The organism is Staphylococcus sp. HMSC34C02 (assembly GCF_001838705.1).
Lineage (GTDB): Bacteria > Bacillota > Bacilli > Staphylococcales > Staphylococcaceae > Staphylococcus > Staphylococcus borealis.
Genome location: NZ_KV838592.1, coordinates 1 through 16,525, shown reverse-complemented (window position 1 = coordinate 16,525; position 16,525 = coordinate 1). Strand labels below are relative to the sequence as shown.

The window sequence follows — 16,525 nt, the reverse complement described above, 5'->3', positions numbered from 1 at the left end:
TGGCTATAACTATTTAGTTATACATTTGATAGTTAAATACGTCTTTTACATTTAGACTATAAGGTCAGATAATAGATTTAGACATAAAACAGACACATTTTCCAGAATGCGTATTGTTAATTTCATACCTTTGGGGGTGACATGATGGACATGATTGGAACGATAGGGATTGTATTGGCAATTCTTTTCATTATATATATGTCAGACAAGAACTATTCTATTTTAGTTATAGGTCCTTTGGCATCTATTATAGTCATTTTGACGAACAATTTACCATTTTTCGACTCATTAATTGGTACGAAAGCGTCATATATGACTGGGTTAGCAGATTTTATCGTTAGCTTCTTTGGCGTTTTTATACTTGGTTCATTATTAGCGAAATTTATGGACGACAGTGGCGCAGCACAATCTATCGCTGAAAAGATTGTGTCAAAAACAGGAACGAATAGTCCATATGCTATTTTAGTTGCCATATCCATTATTACAGCAATCTTAACATATGGTGGTATTAGTCTTTACGTCGTTGTATTTGTATTAATTCCATTAGCGAAACCACTTTTCAAAGAGATGGACTTAGCTTGGAACTTAATCGGTATTCCAGTTATGCTTGGTTTGGGTACATTTACCATGACTATGCTACCCGGTACACCTTCAGTACAGAATGTTGTACCAACTAAGTATTTAGGCACAACGTTAACAGCAGCACCGATATTAGGTATTGTAGGGACGATTGTCGCAATTGTATTTGGTCTTTGGTATATGAAACATGCATTAAATAAAAGTATCGCAAAAGGTGAATCCTTTGCAGACTATAATATCAAGGATATGCAATTTGACAAGAAGGAACAGACACCGCATTTTCTATTAAGTATATTACCAATTGTCGTGCTTATTGTGATGAATATCGTTGGTAGTGCAATGGGTATTTCCAATATTATACTGATCAGTTTAACGACAGCGATTATACTTTCAGCACTTCTATTCTTTAAATACATTCCAGTTAAAAGACAAGTGCTCAATGAAGGTGCATCTAATTCATTAATGCCAATGTTCCTTACCGGCTCAGCAATTGCATTCGGTACGGTTATTACATTAGCACCAGGGTTCGAAACGATTCGCTCATTAATATTAAATATTCCGGGTAACCCATTAATTAGTTTAGCTGTTGCATCAGCACTATTTGGTGTGATTACAGGTTCACTCGGCATTGTGTTACAAGCATTTGGTCAACACTATGTTGATATGGGCATTGATCCTGAAGTGATTCACAGAGTTGCAGCGATGTCATCATCAATATTTACAGTAATGCCTCACACAGGCGTTGTATTAACATTCTTTGCAATTACTGGTTTAACACATAAAAACGGCTTTAAATATTTATTCATTACAAATACCGGTGCCAACCTTTTAGCGTTGATCGTCATATTATTAGGCGTAATTATTTTTTAGGAAAAGGCAGCACCAAACACTTATAGGAGGTAATTCATTATGACAAGAAATGTAATCGTAACAGGTTCAGCACAAGGAATAGGATTTGCAATTGCGCAAGCATTTGATAAAGAACAGGATCGTGTGTTCATCTTTGATATGAACCAAGAAGCGGCAGACAAAGCAGCGAATGAATTAAACAATGGCGTTGCATACAAAGTAGATATTACAAACGAAGATGAAGTGTCACAAGCAATTAAAGACGTGAATAATCAATATGGTGCGGTTGATGTATTAGTTAATAATGCAGGTATTCAGCACATCGATAAAGTTGAAGATTTCCCATTAGATCAATGGAACAAAGTCATTGGTGTTATCCAAACAGGTACATTCTTAATGACTAAACACGTGTTACCTTCAATGAAACAACAACAAAGTGGACGTATTGTGACAATTTCATCAGCACACGGTGAAATGGCAGACCCATTTAAATCAGCTTATGTTGCTTCTAAATTTGCACAAATTGGTTTCACTAAGACAGTTGCGCTTGAAACAGTTAAAGACGGTATTACAGCAAATGCTGTGTTGCCTGGACCTGTGCGTACGTCATTAATTGAGAACCAATTAGCACACCTTGCAAAACAAGATGGCTCAACAGAACAAGAAGCAATGGAAAAATATATTACAGGTAAAATGCCTATGAACCGTTTATTAGAACCTTCAGAGATAGCAGCAACAGTTGTATTCTTAGCTTCTGAAGGTGCTACAGCGATTACTGGTGAAACAATCAGTGTTTCTGGCGGTTCAAACGCATAATCATCAATTATTTTAAAAAATTAAGAAAGGATGTATTTAAAATGGCAGAACTTAAAGAACAATTAATCGGAACTTGGAAATTAGTTAGATATCAAGATGAAGATAAAGATGGCAACATCTTCTTTCCACTAGGTAAAGATGCAACAGGATTCATCATGTATAATCCAGATGGTTATATGTCAGCACAATTAATGCAACAAGGACGTCAAGCTTATGAATCAGGTGACTTACACACAGGCACACAAGATGAAATGGCTGAAGCAGCACATGGTTATGTTGCATATTCAGGTCGTTTTGAATTAGACGAAGAAAATTCAACAGTGTACCACACAATGGAAGTGAGTATGAATCCAACTTGGTTAGGCGATACACAACCACGTTTATTTGAATTAGAAGGCGATACACTTAGCATTGTAAACGGCAATGTGCCTAACCAAAAATTAGTTTGGCAACGTGTGAAATAAAAATACTATTCACGAAATGATTAAGGCGTGCATTTTAAAGGTAGGAATGTTGTGAAAGCGATATGCGTGAGTCAATGTGATGTATAGCTTTCAATAATGGTACTTTGCACATCGTATACAGAGATAAATCGAAGGGAGATGTTAAATATGAGATACAATGAGTTCGAAGGGAAAACAGTTGTTATCACAGGCGCAGCATCAGGAATTGGAAAAGCTACAGCATTAAAATTTGCTCAAGAGAAAGCAAATGTCGTTATCGGAGATGTCGATGAACGTGCGCAACAAACAGCACAAGACATCAATGATAATGGTGGTCATGCAGTATTCGTGAAAACAGACGTTTCTGATCCAGAACAGGTACGCGCATTGATGCAAAAAGCACTTGATGAATTTGGTAGTTTGGATCACGCATTTAATAATGCAGGTATTTTAAATCAACCGAAAAAATTCGCTGATCTTGACCCTGAAACATTCGATAAAGTGATGAATGTTGACGTCAAAGGCGTATTCTTATCAATGAAATATGAATTAGAAAGCATGCTTAAAAGTGGTGGCGGCACAATTGTTAATACTGCATCAGTTGCCGGATTAATTGCTGACCCTCAAATGGGACCTTACATTGCTGCAAAACATGCAGTTGTCGGAATGACAAAATCAGCAGGTTTCGACCATGCAACAGATGGTGTACGTATCAATGCTGTTGCACCTGGCTTAACTGAAACAGAAATGACGAAAGCTTGGAAAGATGATGATGAAAAATGGCAACAAATGATTTCAGGTGTACCAATGGCAAAAGCAGCACAACCTGATGACATTGCTGACATCGTATTATTCTTATCATCTGATTCAGCAAAATTCATGACAGCACAAGTTTACCTTGTTGACGGTGGTCAAACAGCACATTAGTCTTCATATTTATAAGATTTAGTTGTAATGAGTCTGGGACATAAAAATATAATAAAGCTACTTTGCAAATTTGCAGTAGCTGACTGAACTAAGAAGGCACTTAAACTAAGTGCCTTCTTAGTTTTAGTCATGCTTGTGGGCGGGGCCCCAGCAAAGAGAACTTCATCAAGAAATTCTACAAGCAAAGCAAGCTGGGGTTACGATGAATTTAAGAAAATTCTGTCCCACTCCTTTCACCTTTGTCTTTATATTATAAGTCATTATCGGTATAGTTAGGTTCAAACTATATTATAGAGAAAAGTGAGTGGATAACGATGTCAGCAAATATTTGTGCCTATTTAGGTGTATCTGTCGATGGTTATATAGCGGATCAATATGAAAGTGTTCAATTTCTAGAAGAGGTCGAAGGCGAAGGAGATAATGGTTATGCTCAATTTTATGACAGTGTCGATGTTGTGATCATGGGTGGGAATACATTTAGATGGTTACTCGATAATGGCGTTAAGACAAATCCATATGAAGGTAAACGCGTCATCGTAATGAGTACGCAACACGTTACGATAGACTGGGACATTGAATTTTATAGTGGAGACCTAAAGCAATTGTTTACGCAATTTAATAATGCCGAACTGGTTTGGATTGTAGGTGGCGGTGCCTTAATTTCCGAGTTAGTGAATTTAAATATGCTAACATCAATGCGCTTAACGCTGGCACCTAACTTATTAGGTCAAGGTATCAGTTTGTTCAATGATATTAAGGATAACGTTCATTTAACGTTGCGAGATGTGACGCAATATAACCAATTTGTAGAACTTAATTATGACATTAATTACAAATAATAAAAAAATTTAAATCAATTTATTGTAATTCTTAATATAAGTATTGCTATACTTGTTAATAATATGCATAAAGGAGGGAAAGACATGTTTCTTGCATGGAACGAAATTAAACGTAATAAGCTGAAGTTTGGATTAATTATAGGCATTCTTGTATTAATTAGTTACTTACTCTTTTTATTATCCGGCCTAGCGAGTGGTTTAATTAATATGAATACAGAAGGCATCAAGAAGTGGAAGGCAGATGCGATTGTCTTAAATAAAGATGCTAACCAAACTGTGCAACAATCAGTCATAAAAACATCAGACGTTGAAGGCAAATTTAAAGAAGAGGCGCCTTTGAAACAAATGGGCGTTATAGCATCAAATGGAGATAGTGAAGAGAATGCGCTACTCTTTGGTGTAACGTCAAATTCATTTTTGATTCCAAAGATTGAGGAAGGCAAAACATTTGATAAAGATAATGATGTCGTCATTGATCAATCATTGAAAGATAAGGGATTCAATATTGGTGATACGATCAAGTTATCTCAATCTGATGAGAAATTACATATCGTAGGGGTATCAGAAAGTGCTAAATATAACGCTTCTCCAGTTATTTTTGCGAATAATAAAACGATGGAAAAAATCAATCCAGCATTATCATCAGATAAAACCAATGCCGTAGTCGTCAAAGATAGTAATTGGAAAGATAAAAAGGTTGATAGTGATTTAGAAGTTACAGGTATCGATGACTTTGTAGAAAACCTACCAGGCTATAAACCACAAAACTTAACAATGAACTTCATGATTACATTCTTATTTGTTATTTCTGCTACAGTCATCGGCGTATTCTTATACGTGATTACATTACAGAAAAAGAATTTATTCGGTGTGTTAAAGGCACAAGGATTTACAAATGGCTTCTTAATGAAGATGGTATTAGCACAAACCTTTATATTAGCCTTAATCGGAACATTAATTGGTTTAATACTCACATTGCTGACAAGTCTAGTCTTACCTGAAGCGGTACCTGTCCAATTTAATATTGGTACACTCATTATCTTTGGTATCGTCTTAATATTAACGTCACTTGTTGGTAGCTTATTCTCAGTACTATCTATTCGCAAAATCGATCCACTCAAGGCAATCGGATAAGGAGGTGCCACTATGTTAAAATTTGATGAAGTAACCAAAGAATTCCAAGATGGGAATCATATCATTGAAGCAGTTAAACCAACATCGTTATCGTTTGAAAAAGGTGAACTGATAGCCATTGTCGGCCCTTCCGGTTCCGGTAAGAGTACGTTTTTAACAATGGCTGGTGCGTTACAAACACCAACATCGGGTGAAATTTATATCAATGATAAGAAAATTTCGCAAATGAGTCAGAAACAATTAGCTAAAATGAGAATGAAAGAAATTGGTTTTATTCTACAAGCGACCAACTTAGTCTCATTCTTAACAATCAAGCAACAATTCCATTTATTGAAAAGTTATAAAAAAGATGTCTTAAGTACAGAAGAATACGATAAGTTGTTGAATGATTTAGGCTTAAAAGAAATTGAAAATAAATTACCTTCTGAGGTGTCAGGAGGACAAAAACAACGTGTCGCCATAGCTAAGGCGATTTATACGCAACCATCTATTATTTTAGCCGATGAGCCAACTGCATCACTTGATACAGAAAATGCGATGGCAGTTATGGAAATCTTAAAAGAACAATCTAAACAACGTCATAAAACGTGTATCATCGTTACTCATGACGAACGTTTAACTAAATTCTGTGATAAAGTCTTTCATATGGAAGACGGACGTCTAAAAGAAAAATAAACAAATTAAACACCCTCCGAGTAGGCTTTAAGTGGTCCTACTTGGAGGGTGTTTATCATAGGTTGAGATAACTTTAATCAACCATCTATTTATCTTGTAATTCTCTCTCTAAATCAGTTTCATCTTCCATTGCGATGGTCGCTTTTTCAGATTCTTTTTTATATTTTTGATACATAATTACCAGTACAATTCCCCAAACTGGTGCAAAGAGTACAGCATAACGTGTACTACTATTGATCAGTAAAACAATAAAGATAAATGCGAAGAAGACTAGAATCGCATACGCCATATATTTGCCACCTGGCATTTTAAATGTACTCTCATTGTGTAATTCTGGGTTTCTTTTCACGAAGCCTAGATAAGCAATCATAATACAAGTCCAAATCATAATATTAAGTACTGTTGAGAACGTTGTGATTTGAACGAATACTTTCGTAGCGTCTTTAAATATAGCGTTTAAGATAATCGCAATACTTAATAAACCACACGTTAATAAGATAGCGTAATATGGGACACCATGTTTATTCGTCTTATGTAAGAATGGCGGTCCCTGCTTTCTGCCAGCTAAACCGAATAACGTACGGCTATTAGCGAAAATTCCACTATTACATGATGAAGCGGCAGCTGTTAATACAACAAAGTTAATAATTCCCGCTGCAAATGGAATACCAACTAAACCAAATAATTTAACATATGGACTTTCCGCAGGATCTAATTGATTCCAAGGTACAACTGACATAATAACAGCTAATGAACCAATGTAGAATATTAATATACGGAAAGGTACATTGTTAATTGCTTGAGGGATTGTTTTATATGGGTTCTTAGTTTCTCCTGCAGTGATACCGATTAACTCAATACCAATAAATGAGAAGATTGCCATTTGGAAGGCCATTAAGAAACCAGAGATGCCATTAGGGAAGAATCCACCATAACGCCAAATATTCGATACACTTGCTGTACCGTAGTCAGTCTTCATTGCGAAGACAACCATCACAATACCTACAACAATTAACGCAATAATTGTTATTACTTTAATTAGTGATAACCAGAACTCTAGTTCACCAAATAGTTTGGCACTGAATAAGTTCATGCCAACAAGCACAAGAATTGTAAATGCGACAGTTAACCAGTTCGGTATTGCTGGATACCAAAACTCAACATATTTCGCGACAGCTGTTACTTCAGCCATACCTGAAATAATCCAAGTGAGCCAATATGTCCAACCAACCATGAACCCTGCCATTGGACCAATGTGATGATGCGCGATATCCCCAAATGATTTAAATCCTAAATTAGATAATAAGATTTCTCCCATTGCACGCATAAACATAAATAATACGAAACCAACGATAATGTATGTAAGTAAAATCGATGGACCTGCTAAATGAATGGATGCACCGGCACCTAAGAATAAACCAGTACCAATCGCACCACCAATTGCAATCAGTTGTATATGCCTATTGCTTAACTCCCTTTGTAATTTATCTGCCATAATGTTCGTCCTTTCATGAGTATATACATGACTTAAGGTTATGACTGACTATAAATACCCTTAATAATTAGTTAAATAATTGTATTAAATTATGTAATTAATTTTTTTGTTAAGATTAATGATACCCTATTTATTAATTTTTAATCAATTGATAATTAAATGCCGGGCTATTTTAACAAGCACAAATACGTGGATTGAAATCATTGTGATACATCAAATCAGTGGTTTCATTGGCGCTTTCGTTACTAAGGAAGACTGAGGTTAGTCTAAAGTATAGTAACAACGGGAAACATATTATTGTACATAGATGCTATTTGCATTTAAATTATAACTAGAGAAAATGAATAGAAAGTAGGCTAAATCATGCTTAATGACTTTAATGAAATATTAGAAGGTCGCAGATCAGTTAAAGGTTTCGACCCAGACTATAAAATTCCGCATGAGGAAATGAATGAGATGATTGCAAAAGCAACCAAAGCACCTTCATCAGTAAACATGCAACCGTGGCGTTTTGTTGTGGTTGAAAGTGACGAAGCGAAAGCGAAATTGCGTCCATTGATTCAATTCAATACGAATCAAAATGACACATCATCAGCAATGATTATTATCTTCGGCGATTTACATTGCTATGAAGAAGGCGAATATATTTATGAACAAGCGGTGCTTAATGGGCACATGCCACAAGAAGTTAAAGAACAAATGTTGCCAATCGTCTTAGAGAATTATAAAAATCGCACACGCCAATCAATGAATGACATTGTGAAAGTAGATAGTAGTTTAGCCGCTATGCAATTGATGTTAGTAGCAAAACAACACGGTTACGATACAAATCCAATTGGTGGCTTTGAACATGAAGAAATCGGAAAAGCATTTGGCTATGATTTAGAACGTTATGTACCTGTCATGATTGTTGCTATCGGTAAGAAGGCTAAAGAGGCACATACATCATTCAGAATGCCAGTTGATCGTGTCATCGATTATAAATAATACGTTAAACATATATTGCAAGACACAGTAGCGAACACCATTGACAACTGTCGATAACGAGTTTTGGCTACAGTCATCTACATGGTGGGGCGGAACAGTAAATTCATAATGAATGCTGTTTCGCCCTTTTTAATTAAAATAAAGACCATGAACATGAACGGTCATATTCAATATATAGAAAAAGGGTATAGCTAAAGACACAGAAATTCACAAAGGGTGATTCACATGGAAAATAAACAATTCGAGACATTAACACACATAGAAAAGGGGTTATATGAAACTACGAAGGCAGTCTTACCATTTGATAAACGTTACCGTATCAAATCATTTGTATTAGAGCGACCATCAGGCAATATCATCATATATCATTCTCCAGGGTTAAATGAGGCAGATTCAGATATTCAATTATTAGGTGGTGCGACGCGCGTTTTAATGAATCATGAGCATGAATCTCTAGGTGGACACCCTCGGATTGATGTACCGTTTTGGATTCATCGAGATGATGTAGCCGCTATACGTCATACAGTGGCCATTGATGGGCAGTTCGAACAACGCGAAACAATTGCAAATGATTTGGAAGTCATTCCTACACCCGGACATACGCCTGGTACAACCATGTTTCTATGGAATAATGGTGAGCATCGCTTCCTGTTTACTGGTGATTTTTTATGTGTAGAAGGTGGCGAATGGCGTACTGTAATATTGCGTTCAAGTGATCGAGACGCATCGATTAAAAGCTTGGAGATGATTCGTGATTTAGCGTTTGATGCGATTGTACCTTGGGTTGCGATTGAGGGTGAAGACGCAATTTATTATGTTGAGAATGAAGAGGATAAACAAAATAGAGTGCAAAAGATAATTGACCGTGTTCGTCGTGGTGAAAATACGTAAACAAAATATGAATAGTTTATTAAACGGAGTGATAGCATATGAATATCAATAGAGGCATTAATCATATTGGACTGACTGTACCTGATATCGAAGCGGCGACAGCCTTTTTCAAGGAAGGCCTTAATGGCAAGATTGCCTATGATAGTCAACGAAAGAACGACGTGCCACGTGGTGGAGAAACGGTTGAACGCATACTTGGCTTAGAAAAAGGGGCCGTCATTATTCATAAACGTATGATGGTCTTTGGTAATGGAACGAATATAGAAATGTTTGAATTTAAAGATGCGCATCAAGGTCAAGCGCAATCATTACAGGATATTGGTTTTACGCATATTTCATTTTATATCGAGGCAGAACATTTTGATGAAGCTGTTAAACAGTTAATGTGTGCTGGTGGACAGTCGATATCTGAGCCTCATGCGAATACAAAATATGAAGATACAGAAGGTAACCGTACCGTTTATGTGAAAAGTCCATGGGGAAGCTTAATCGAATTACAAACCGTGCCGAATGGATTTTACTATCCAGATGATAGCGAAGCAGCCGTTTTTGTGCCGAAAAAGTTAGACGATTGATTAGTGAAAAGTATATCAATATTCATTAATATGACACATTTGTCATATTTAAAAATTTAAGTATTTTCTCCTTTTGAATTAAGGTATAATGCCTTTGAGCCTAGGACATAAATAATTTAATGATGTTATTATACCAATTCGCAGTAGCTGACTGAACTGAAAAGGCGCTTAAATCAAGCTTTTCTCAGTTCTAGTCATCCTTGCGGGGGTGGGCGGGGCCCCAACACAAAGAAATCACGAAAGTGATTTTACAAGCTAAGCAAGTTGGGGTTACGACGAATTTAAAAGAATTCTGTCCCACTCCCAAGCTAGATGTTTTAGGGGGATTCGGGCTGTTTGATAGATACTATTTTGAATATCTATGCTTAAAAAGGGTATAAATTTAAAGACATAAATTTTTTGATATGTCAACAAAAATTTAAGGGAGTAATAGTCATGATTGATATTCAAATTCAAAAATCAGAATTAATCGAAGCAATTGAAAGTATTGTAAAAGAAAAAGTATATGTTGAAAGTGACGATGCATGTGAAGTATTAGCGACTGAGATTGTCAATGGCTTGGAAGAGTTGAATAGCGATGAAACGCAAGCGAATAATTTGCTAGGTCTAAATAGTGAATTGCAGCACAAGGTTGATCAATCAAATGGCGCAATCGATAAAGTAACCGTCTCCACTGCAGGTAATGCCTCCAGTAACGTACAATCTATGAATGCGCGTGCGAAATAGTCAGTCGTGGTTAACATAATCATGATGAACAAGAGACCTTTCAAGTACAATGGCAATCAACGACAAATGATAAGCACCACCTATGTTAAGAAGCAAATGCTTTTTAAGATAAGTAGTGCTTATTTGATTTGTCATTTATTTATGAAAATAAGACTTTCAAAATATTAAATAAAGAACCTATTAATTGAAGCACAGTACCAGACATGAGAGGACCTCCCTTCGGTTAGATTGAAATATGTGTTAAACCTCACGTGTTAGCGACTCACTTTGAACTAAATCATCGGCTAAACTATGCCAAAATTGTTGTAGTTCGTCTCTAGTACGCTTCGTATCAGAACTATCTTGACCTACAAAATCGATATGGTCCCAATCGTGTTTCGTTGGAGTGACTTGCCAAATGCCTTTTTGATTCGTATCTGTAGCTTGAGTAAAGGCTTGATTAAATGGATGTTGTGACGAAATAACAGACACTAAGCCATCATTTTCTCGCCATTCTTTTTCAGCTACTTTGCCGATCACATTAGCAGTAAGGGTGAACGGGAAATATAAATTTAAATCTGATTTTTGACGTCCGAATAATGATGCATGTGTTGATTCACCAGTGTATGTTTTATATACAATATTTGGATTTAAAGATGTTTGGCGATTAAGATTTGTCGCGCCTTCACGTGTTAAATCATAAAAGCCATTGTCTTTTGTTTGCCATAATTTAGAATCTTTAACACGTTTGGCGTAGTCGATATAAGATTCATTCGGTTGTTGTTTTAGACCCCATTGAGACAGACCGAAGTCTACGCGTGAATCTTTATTGCCGAGTACTTTTCCTGCGTCAAAGACAATTTGACGAATAAGTGCCTCGTTACCTAATAAATCTGATGCATGTGTGCCGTTATGTGGCGTACCAAGCGTTGTTATGGAAGAAATCATATTGTCGTGTTGACCTTGGTATAATGGTGAAATTTCACCACCATGAACACGTTGGTATTCCTGTTCTTCTGGATTACCATTTCTTAATAATGCCTCTAATTGACGAATGGTCTGACCACCCATACTATGTCCGACTAGATGGACTTTTTGGCCTGGTTGCCAATCTTTATAGACACCTTCGTATGTTTTGCCTTAACGCTCATGACCATATTTGGCAGCGTGTGCAGCCCCATAATCAACCGTTCCACCTTTAATATAGTAATAAAGTTCAACGGCACGATCGTAGTTACTACCAAATGCACTAATACTTGCTTCATAAGATTCATAACCGTTTTCTTCTAAATCTTGGCGAATGTTTAATTTATCGCCACCCCAATAATGTGCTAATACAGATGGGCTTATATCATCAGTAAAACCACTAAAGCCGTGAACTAAAATAATAGGATCTTGGTTTTTATACTGAGCTTGTTTCGCAACTTTATTGGTTTGATCTTTTGTGCCACTTGCCGCTTGAGATTTAGATTGCGTATTGGTTGTTGCGACTGAATTATTTTTAAGTGTATTTAACCCTGATTGTGCATCTTTATCTTCCTTAGAAGGGTTGTCGTTATTGAAAGGGTTAGTTTGCGCATCAATAGAAATGTTAGCATGATCGCCCTTTTCTGTGTTGAGATCTTGTGATGCTTGAGTTGTCGTTTCTTCTTTTTTAGTTATCGTTTGTTGCTGTGACGGTGTGGTTGCTTTAAGTGCCTCGCTTTGATGGTTATCTTTTAGTGGTGATGGCGCTTGCTGATTGTCGCCTTTGGATTGAGTGGATTGCGTTGACTGTTGTTGTTCAGTTACGCCACTCTTGCTCGAATGTACGTCATTTGAAGACACACTTGTATCCTTAGATTTAACAGTATTTGAATGTGGTTGATTTAAGTCCGCTTGTTTAGTTTCAGATGTTTGGTTAACTTGTGATTCAGTATGTGGTGTCACTTTCTTAGTTGAATCATCCGTCTTCGATGATGGTTCAGATGATTGTAAAGATTGTTCATCTTGCTCTAATGATGCTGCGTGTTCTGTTGATGTGACTTCGTTAGTAGTTGTTTTAGAAGTTGGTGTTTCAGTTGAATGTGTTTGTTGAGAAGTTGATGTCACTTCTGTTTGTTGATTGTCTGTATTTGAATCTGACTTCTCAGATTCTTCAGTAGAAGGTTGATGCGTCTCGTTGGAAGAAACATGATCCTTAGATGCATCCGTTTGATGAAGTTCATTATGTAAGCTTGTTTGATTTTTATTTTCATTTTTAATTTGAGACACATCGTGCTTTGCTTGTGCAACGGATTGAACTTGTCCCTTTTGAGCCTCTGGTGTGTCATTATCCCCAATAGATTGTGCTGACGCCGTATCAGGAGTTCCCACTTCCTGTTGTTTCTCGGCTGCCTGTGCTGAGCCACCTCCCATGAATAGCAAAGTCGCTACTACAATTGATGACGCACCTACGCTTAATTTACGAATACTAAATCGGTTCTCTCTTGTTTTCATAAACAGCACCTCTATTTTATTTAATTTTTGAAAATGTAAATCAATGAATCCATGTTAGATAAATAAATTAATAATTACACGTGGTAAGAATTCAAACAATTTGCTAAATATCGCCTTAATTTCTTCCATAATGACCTTCCTTTCTTTTGAAAAGAGAAAGCGTTTGCAGAACTAGATAAAAAATATGTATTGATAAGGACAGTTCAAGTGGAGAAACGTATCTCTTTCAAAGTAATTTAAACAAATAGTAACCTTGCGCACAGATAATTGTCAACTCATGCCAATATATAAGCGTAGCGTTTAAGACGTAAACCATAAAAAAAAGACTGAAACGATCATCGTTCCAGTCTAGAAATAGCGGAGAGGGAAGGATTTGAACCAACGCGAGCAAAAAGCTCCTACCAACCATAAATTATTGGCCTCTTTAGCCAGGCTTGAGTACCCCTCCATAAATATATTTTTTTAATATGTTTTACATTTTACCTCTATCAATTTATTTTGTAAACAAAAAATACTTTGTTTTTGTTATTAAATTAAAAAATAAGTCTAAAGTTTTATTAATTAATACGTCTAAAGACGTATATTGTCCTACTAATATCATATAATAATATTGAAAAATGATTATATTGAGCGATGTATGTCGTGACATAACTATATAAAAGAAAGGTATTGAGGAGAATAATATGTGGAAAACAAAAGTTGGTAAAACGTTTATTGCTAGTGTAGTGATTGGAGCATCGATGTTTGGTTATGCTGGACATCATGAGGAAGCGCAGGCTGTTGGTAATTATTACTATGATGGCACACATGCAGGTGAGTATTCAGGGTATTTAAAAGCTAAAAAAATTGCTAAAAGTTCAATTTCTAACCAATATTATCCAAATGCATCTAAAAGCAATTTAAAATCTATTGGTCGTGTGTCGAATCTAAACGGTTGGAAGGTGGGGATTCCAAAATATAAAGGACAAGACTCAATGGGTACTGGCACGGTTATTGGTGCGCATACTTTTGTCACAAATGGGCATGTTATTGATGATCAATATGGTAAAGCCGCAGCACCAAAATATATTAAATTTCAATTGAATCGTAATGGTAAATCAATACCTTATACTTTTCATGCGAGTGAAGTGATTAAAGTACCGCAGTATGATATTGCCATCGTCCATACAAAAGAAAATATGTCGAAGTATGCTAAACCGATACGTATTGCGACAGATTCAGAAATTAAAAAATTGAAATTTAATACACCATTATATTCTTTAGGTTACTCAAAAATAAACGAAGACAACACGAAACCATATTACAGTAAATTACGTGTTACACAATTTTCTCCTAACGGCACCGAAATTCAAACGAAAGACTTTTTCAGATCAGGTGCGTCTGGTTCACCGATGTTAAATAGTAAATATAATACAATGTACGGTATGAGAACGTATGGCCATAATTTAGGTGGTACCGCAACTGATTTGTATGGTAAGCAAGAAATGGCTGGCGGAGAGTCATTTAAAGGGTACGCTGGTAAATTTGTCCGTCAACATATTAAGTAATTGGATTGAATAAATAGAATAACAAGCGTTTCGCAATTTATCTTACAAAGGGAATAAAGGGTGGAGAGAAATGAAGAAACAGTATTTAATGATTGGTGCAATAACGGGGACAATGCTGTTAGCCGGCTGTAGTTTAAGTGACTTAGGACTAGGAAATGGCTCATCCGATGATAAGAACACGTCATCACAAACGGATAAATCGAATAAAGATAGTAATTCGAAATCTGATAATAGTACTAATAATAAGAAAAATAATGATGCGAATTCAGTAAACAGTGTTAAAGATTTAAATCAAGCTGAGAAAGTCGCATTAGCGCTAAGTGATGACCGTGTGTCTAATATAGCGATAACTGCCAATGATTTAAAGCGTCATTCATACATTGAAAATAGTAATACTGGGAAAAGGCAACAAAGTATAGATAAATACGAGTTACAAGCAACTGGAGAAGCCGTTGAAGACGCACCAGAAGGGATGACATTTTATAGTGCTTCACCTGGCAAAGGATCCTTTGCGACGTTAATCGGTGTGAGTGATGATAAAGTAGCAGTAATAGGTACGCAAAGTCCAGGTAAATATCAACAATTTATTCAATCCGACTTAGGGTACGAGCTTGATTTAAATGCGTTATATCGAAAGTATGGTAAGGATTCAGATTATAAGAAAGTGGCAAAACAAATTTCGATTAGTGGCGGTTCTAATAGTACGCATTCGGCCGACAGTAATGATAAAAATACGAAAGAATACTTTGCTAAAATATGGCTGACAGCACGAAATGATGCGGATGAAATATTTAATGGAGAAGACCATACGTATGAACCTGTAGATATGTCCGGTGAACCGATTAATCCATATAATGAAGATGCGTCAGAAGTGTATCCGGAGGGAACTATTGTATTAAGTCCATCTGTTACAGCACTTGGTCACATTACGTTTAAAGATAATAATGATGGGACAGTCACATTTTATGATGTGCCAAGTCATTTCCAAGACCATCGTTGGACTGAAGATGGCTACTCTAAACAAGAAACAGCTCGAATTTTGAATAATGGTCAAACGAAGAAGATGAAGAACGCGTCAGATTCAGAAATTGAAAAGGTAGCAAGTTACATTACATCTGATACGCCTAGACAACCTGAACATTATGATAGTTCAAATTCAGATGACAGTAGCTCAGAAAACTCTGATAATAGTTCAAGTGATGAAACGGTGACACGCGATAATGTGATTGATAAAGTCGAAGCATACGAAGGGCATACCTTAGATACAGACACATACACTTATAAAGAACCAGAAAAAAATTCTGACGGCGATTGGGGATTCTCATTTACTGATAAAAATGGTGAATTAGCTGGATCATATATTGTAACCTCAGATGGAAGCGTTACGAAATATGATGAAAACGGTGAAGAAGAATAAATCTTTAAAATAAACAATATAAGGCACCTCGTTAATTTAGCTTAGTGATGTTTACTAAATTAACGAAGTGCCTAATTTATTGTAATTTGGAGATACATAGTTGAATTACGAATATCTCTTTGCTGGGGAAAAGGAGGGAGTGGGACAGAATTCTTTTTAAATTCGTCG

At 36.1% G+C, this 16,525-nt stretch carries 14 protein-coding genes and 2 pseudogenes; 13 read left to right on the top strand and 3 right to left on the bottom strand.

Going from position 1 to position 16,525, the window contains the following annotated elements:
- Positions 1-144 precede the first annotated feature (144 nt).
- From HMPREF3239_RS08800 to HMPREF3239_RS08770, 7 genes are all read left to right on the top strand, one after another.
- The gene (locus HMPREF3239_RS08800) at positions 145-1,449 is read left to right on the top strand and encodes a GntP family permease (protein WP_053030167.1); all 1,305 of its coding nucleotides are present in this window, start codon (positions 145-147) and stop codon (positions 1,447-1,449) included.
- Between the two features lie 39 nt (positions 1,450-1,488).
- Positions 1,489-2,244, top strand: coding sequence for a 3-hydroxybutyrate dehydrogenase (locus HMPREF3239_RS08795; RefSeq protein WP_053030166.1), 756 nt, complete (start codon positions 1,489-1,491; stop codon positions 2,242-2,244).
- 41 nt (positions 2,245-2,285) lie between these two features.
- Positions 2,286-2,708, top strand: a complete 423-nt coding sequence (locus HMPREF3239_RS08790) for a lipocalin-like domain-containing protein (protein WP_053030165.1) — start codon at positions 2,286-2,288, stop codon at positions 2,706-2,708.
- A 147-nt stretch (positions 2,709-2,855) separates the two neighbouring features.
- Entirely contained in the window at positions 2,856-3,614 is a 759-nt protein-coding gene (locus tag HMPREF3239_RS08785) for an SDR family NAD(P)-dependent oxidoreductase (protein WP_080365539.1), read from the top strand.
- 314 nt (positions 3,615-3,928) lie between these two features.
- Positions 3,929-4,453: a dihydrofolate reductase family protein gene (locus tag HMPREF3239_RS08780; protein ID WP_053030163.1), complete on the top strand. Its 525-nt coding sequence runs from the start codon at positions 3,929-3,931 to the stop codon at positions 4,451-4,453.
- 84 nt (positions 4,454-4,537) lie between these two features.
- On the top strand, positions 4,538-5,587 hold the full coding sequence (locus tag HMPREF3239_RS08775; protein ID WP_053030162.1) for an ABC transporter permease: 1,050 nt from the start codon (positions 4,538-4,540) through the stop codon (positions 5,585-5,587).
- Between the two features lie 12 nt (positions 5,588-5,599).
- On the top strand, positions 5,600-6,262 hold the full coding sequence (locus HMPREF3239_RS08770; protein WP_053030161.1) for an ABC transporter ATP-binding protein: 663 nt from the start codon (positions 5,600-5,602) through the stop codon (positions 6,260-6,262).
- Between the two features lie 85 nt (positions 6,263-6,347).
- On the opposite strand, the gene HMPREF3239_RS08765 is transcribed toward HMPREF3239_RS08770, so the two are convergent.
- The gene (locus HMPREF3239_RS08765; protein WP_053030160.1) at positions 6,348-7,757 is read right to left on the bottom strand and encodes an amino acid permease; all 1,410 of its coding nucleotides are present in this window, start codon (positions 7,755-7,757) and stop codon (positions 6,348-6,350) included.
- Positions 7,758-8,120: 363 nt separating this feature from the next.
- Here HMPREF3239_RS08765 and HMPREF3239_RS08760 point away from each other — a divergent pair, with 363 nt between their 5' ends.
- The 4 genes from HMPREF3239_RS08760 to HMPREF3239_RS08745 all read left to right on the top strand — a co-directional run bounded on the left by HMPREF3239_RS08760 (position 8,121) and on the right by HMPREF3239_RS08745 (position 10,936).
- Complete coding sequence (locus HMPREF3239_RS08760; RefSeq protein WP_070855389.1) at positions 8,121-8,744, top strand: nitroreductase family protein; 624 nt, start codon at positions 8,121-8,123, stop codon at positions 8,742-8,744.
- A gap of 225 nt (positions 8,745-8,969) precedes the next feature.
- A complete protein-coding gene (locus tag HMPREF3239_RS08755) occupies positions 8,970-9,635 on the top strand; it encodes an MBL fold metallo-hydrolase (RefSeq protein WP_053030158.1) in 666 nt (221 codons plus the stop codon).
- 38 nt (positions 9,636-9,673) lie between these two features.
- Positions 9,674-10,210: a VOC family protein gene (locus HMPREF3239_RS08750; protein ID WP_053030157.1), complete on the top strand. Its 537-nt coding sequence runs from the start codon at positions 9,674-9,676 to the stop codon at positions 10,208-10,210.
- A 435-nt stretch (positions 10,211-10,645) separates the two neighbouring features.
- Positions 10,646-10,936 carry a hypothetical protein gene (locus HMPREF3239_RS08745; RefSeq protein ID WP_053030156.1) on the top strand — a complete coding sequence of 97 codons (291 nt, stop codon included), beginning with the start codon at positions 10,646-10,648 and terminating at the stop codon, positions 10,934-10,936.
- Between the two features lie 240 nt (positions 10,937-11,176).
- Here the strand turns inward: HMPREF3239_RS08745 and lip are convergent.
- Both lip and HMPREF3239_RS12500 read right to left on the bottom strand, forming a co-directional pair.
- Positions 11,177-13,393, bottom strand: a pseudogene (gene lip, locus HMPREF3239_RS08740) (YSIRK-targeted triacylglycerol lipase).
- A 358-nt stretch (positions 13,394-13,751) separates the two neighbouring features.
- Positions 13,752-13,841, bottom strand: a pseudogene (locus HMPREF3239_RS12500).
- A gap of 235 nt (positions 13,842-14,076) precedes the next feature.
- Between HMPREF3239_RS12500 and HMPREF3239_RS08730 the strand changes: the two are divergent.
- Both HMPREF3239_RS08730 and HMPREF3239_RS12800 read left to right on the top strand, forming a co-directional pair.
- Positions 14,077-14,940, top strand: coding sequence for a trypsin-like serine peptidase (locus HMPREF3239_RS08730; protein WP_053030153.1), 864 nt, complete (start codon positions 14,077-14,079; stop codon positions 14,938-14,940).
- 70 nt (positions 14,941-15,010) lie between these two features.
- On the top strand, positions 15,011-16,357 hold the full coding sequence (locus tag HMPREF3239_RS12800) for a hypothetical protein (RefSeq protein WP_053030152.1): 1,347 nt from the start codon (positions 15,011-15,013) through the stop codon (positions 16,355-16,357).
- Positions 16,358-16,525: the final 168 nt, after the last annotated feature.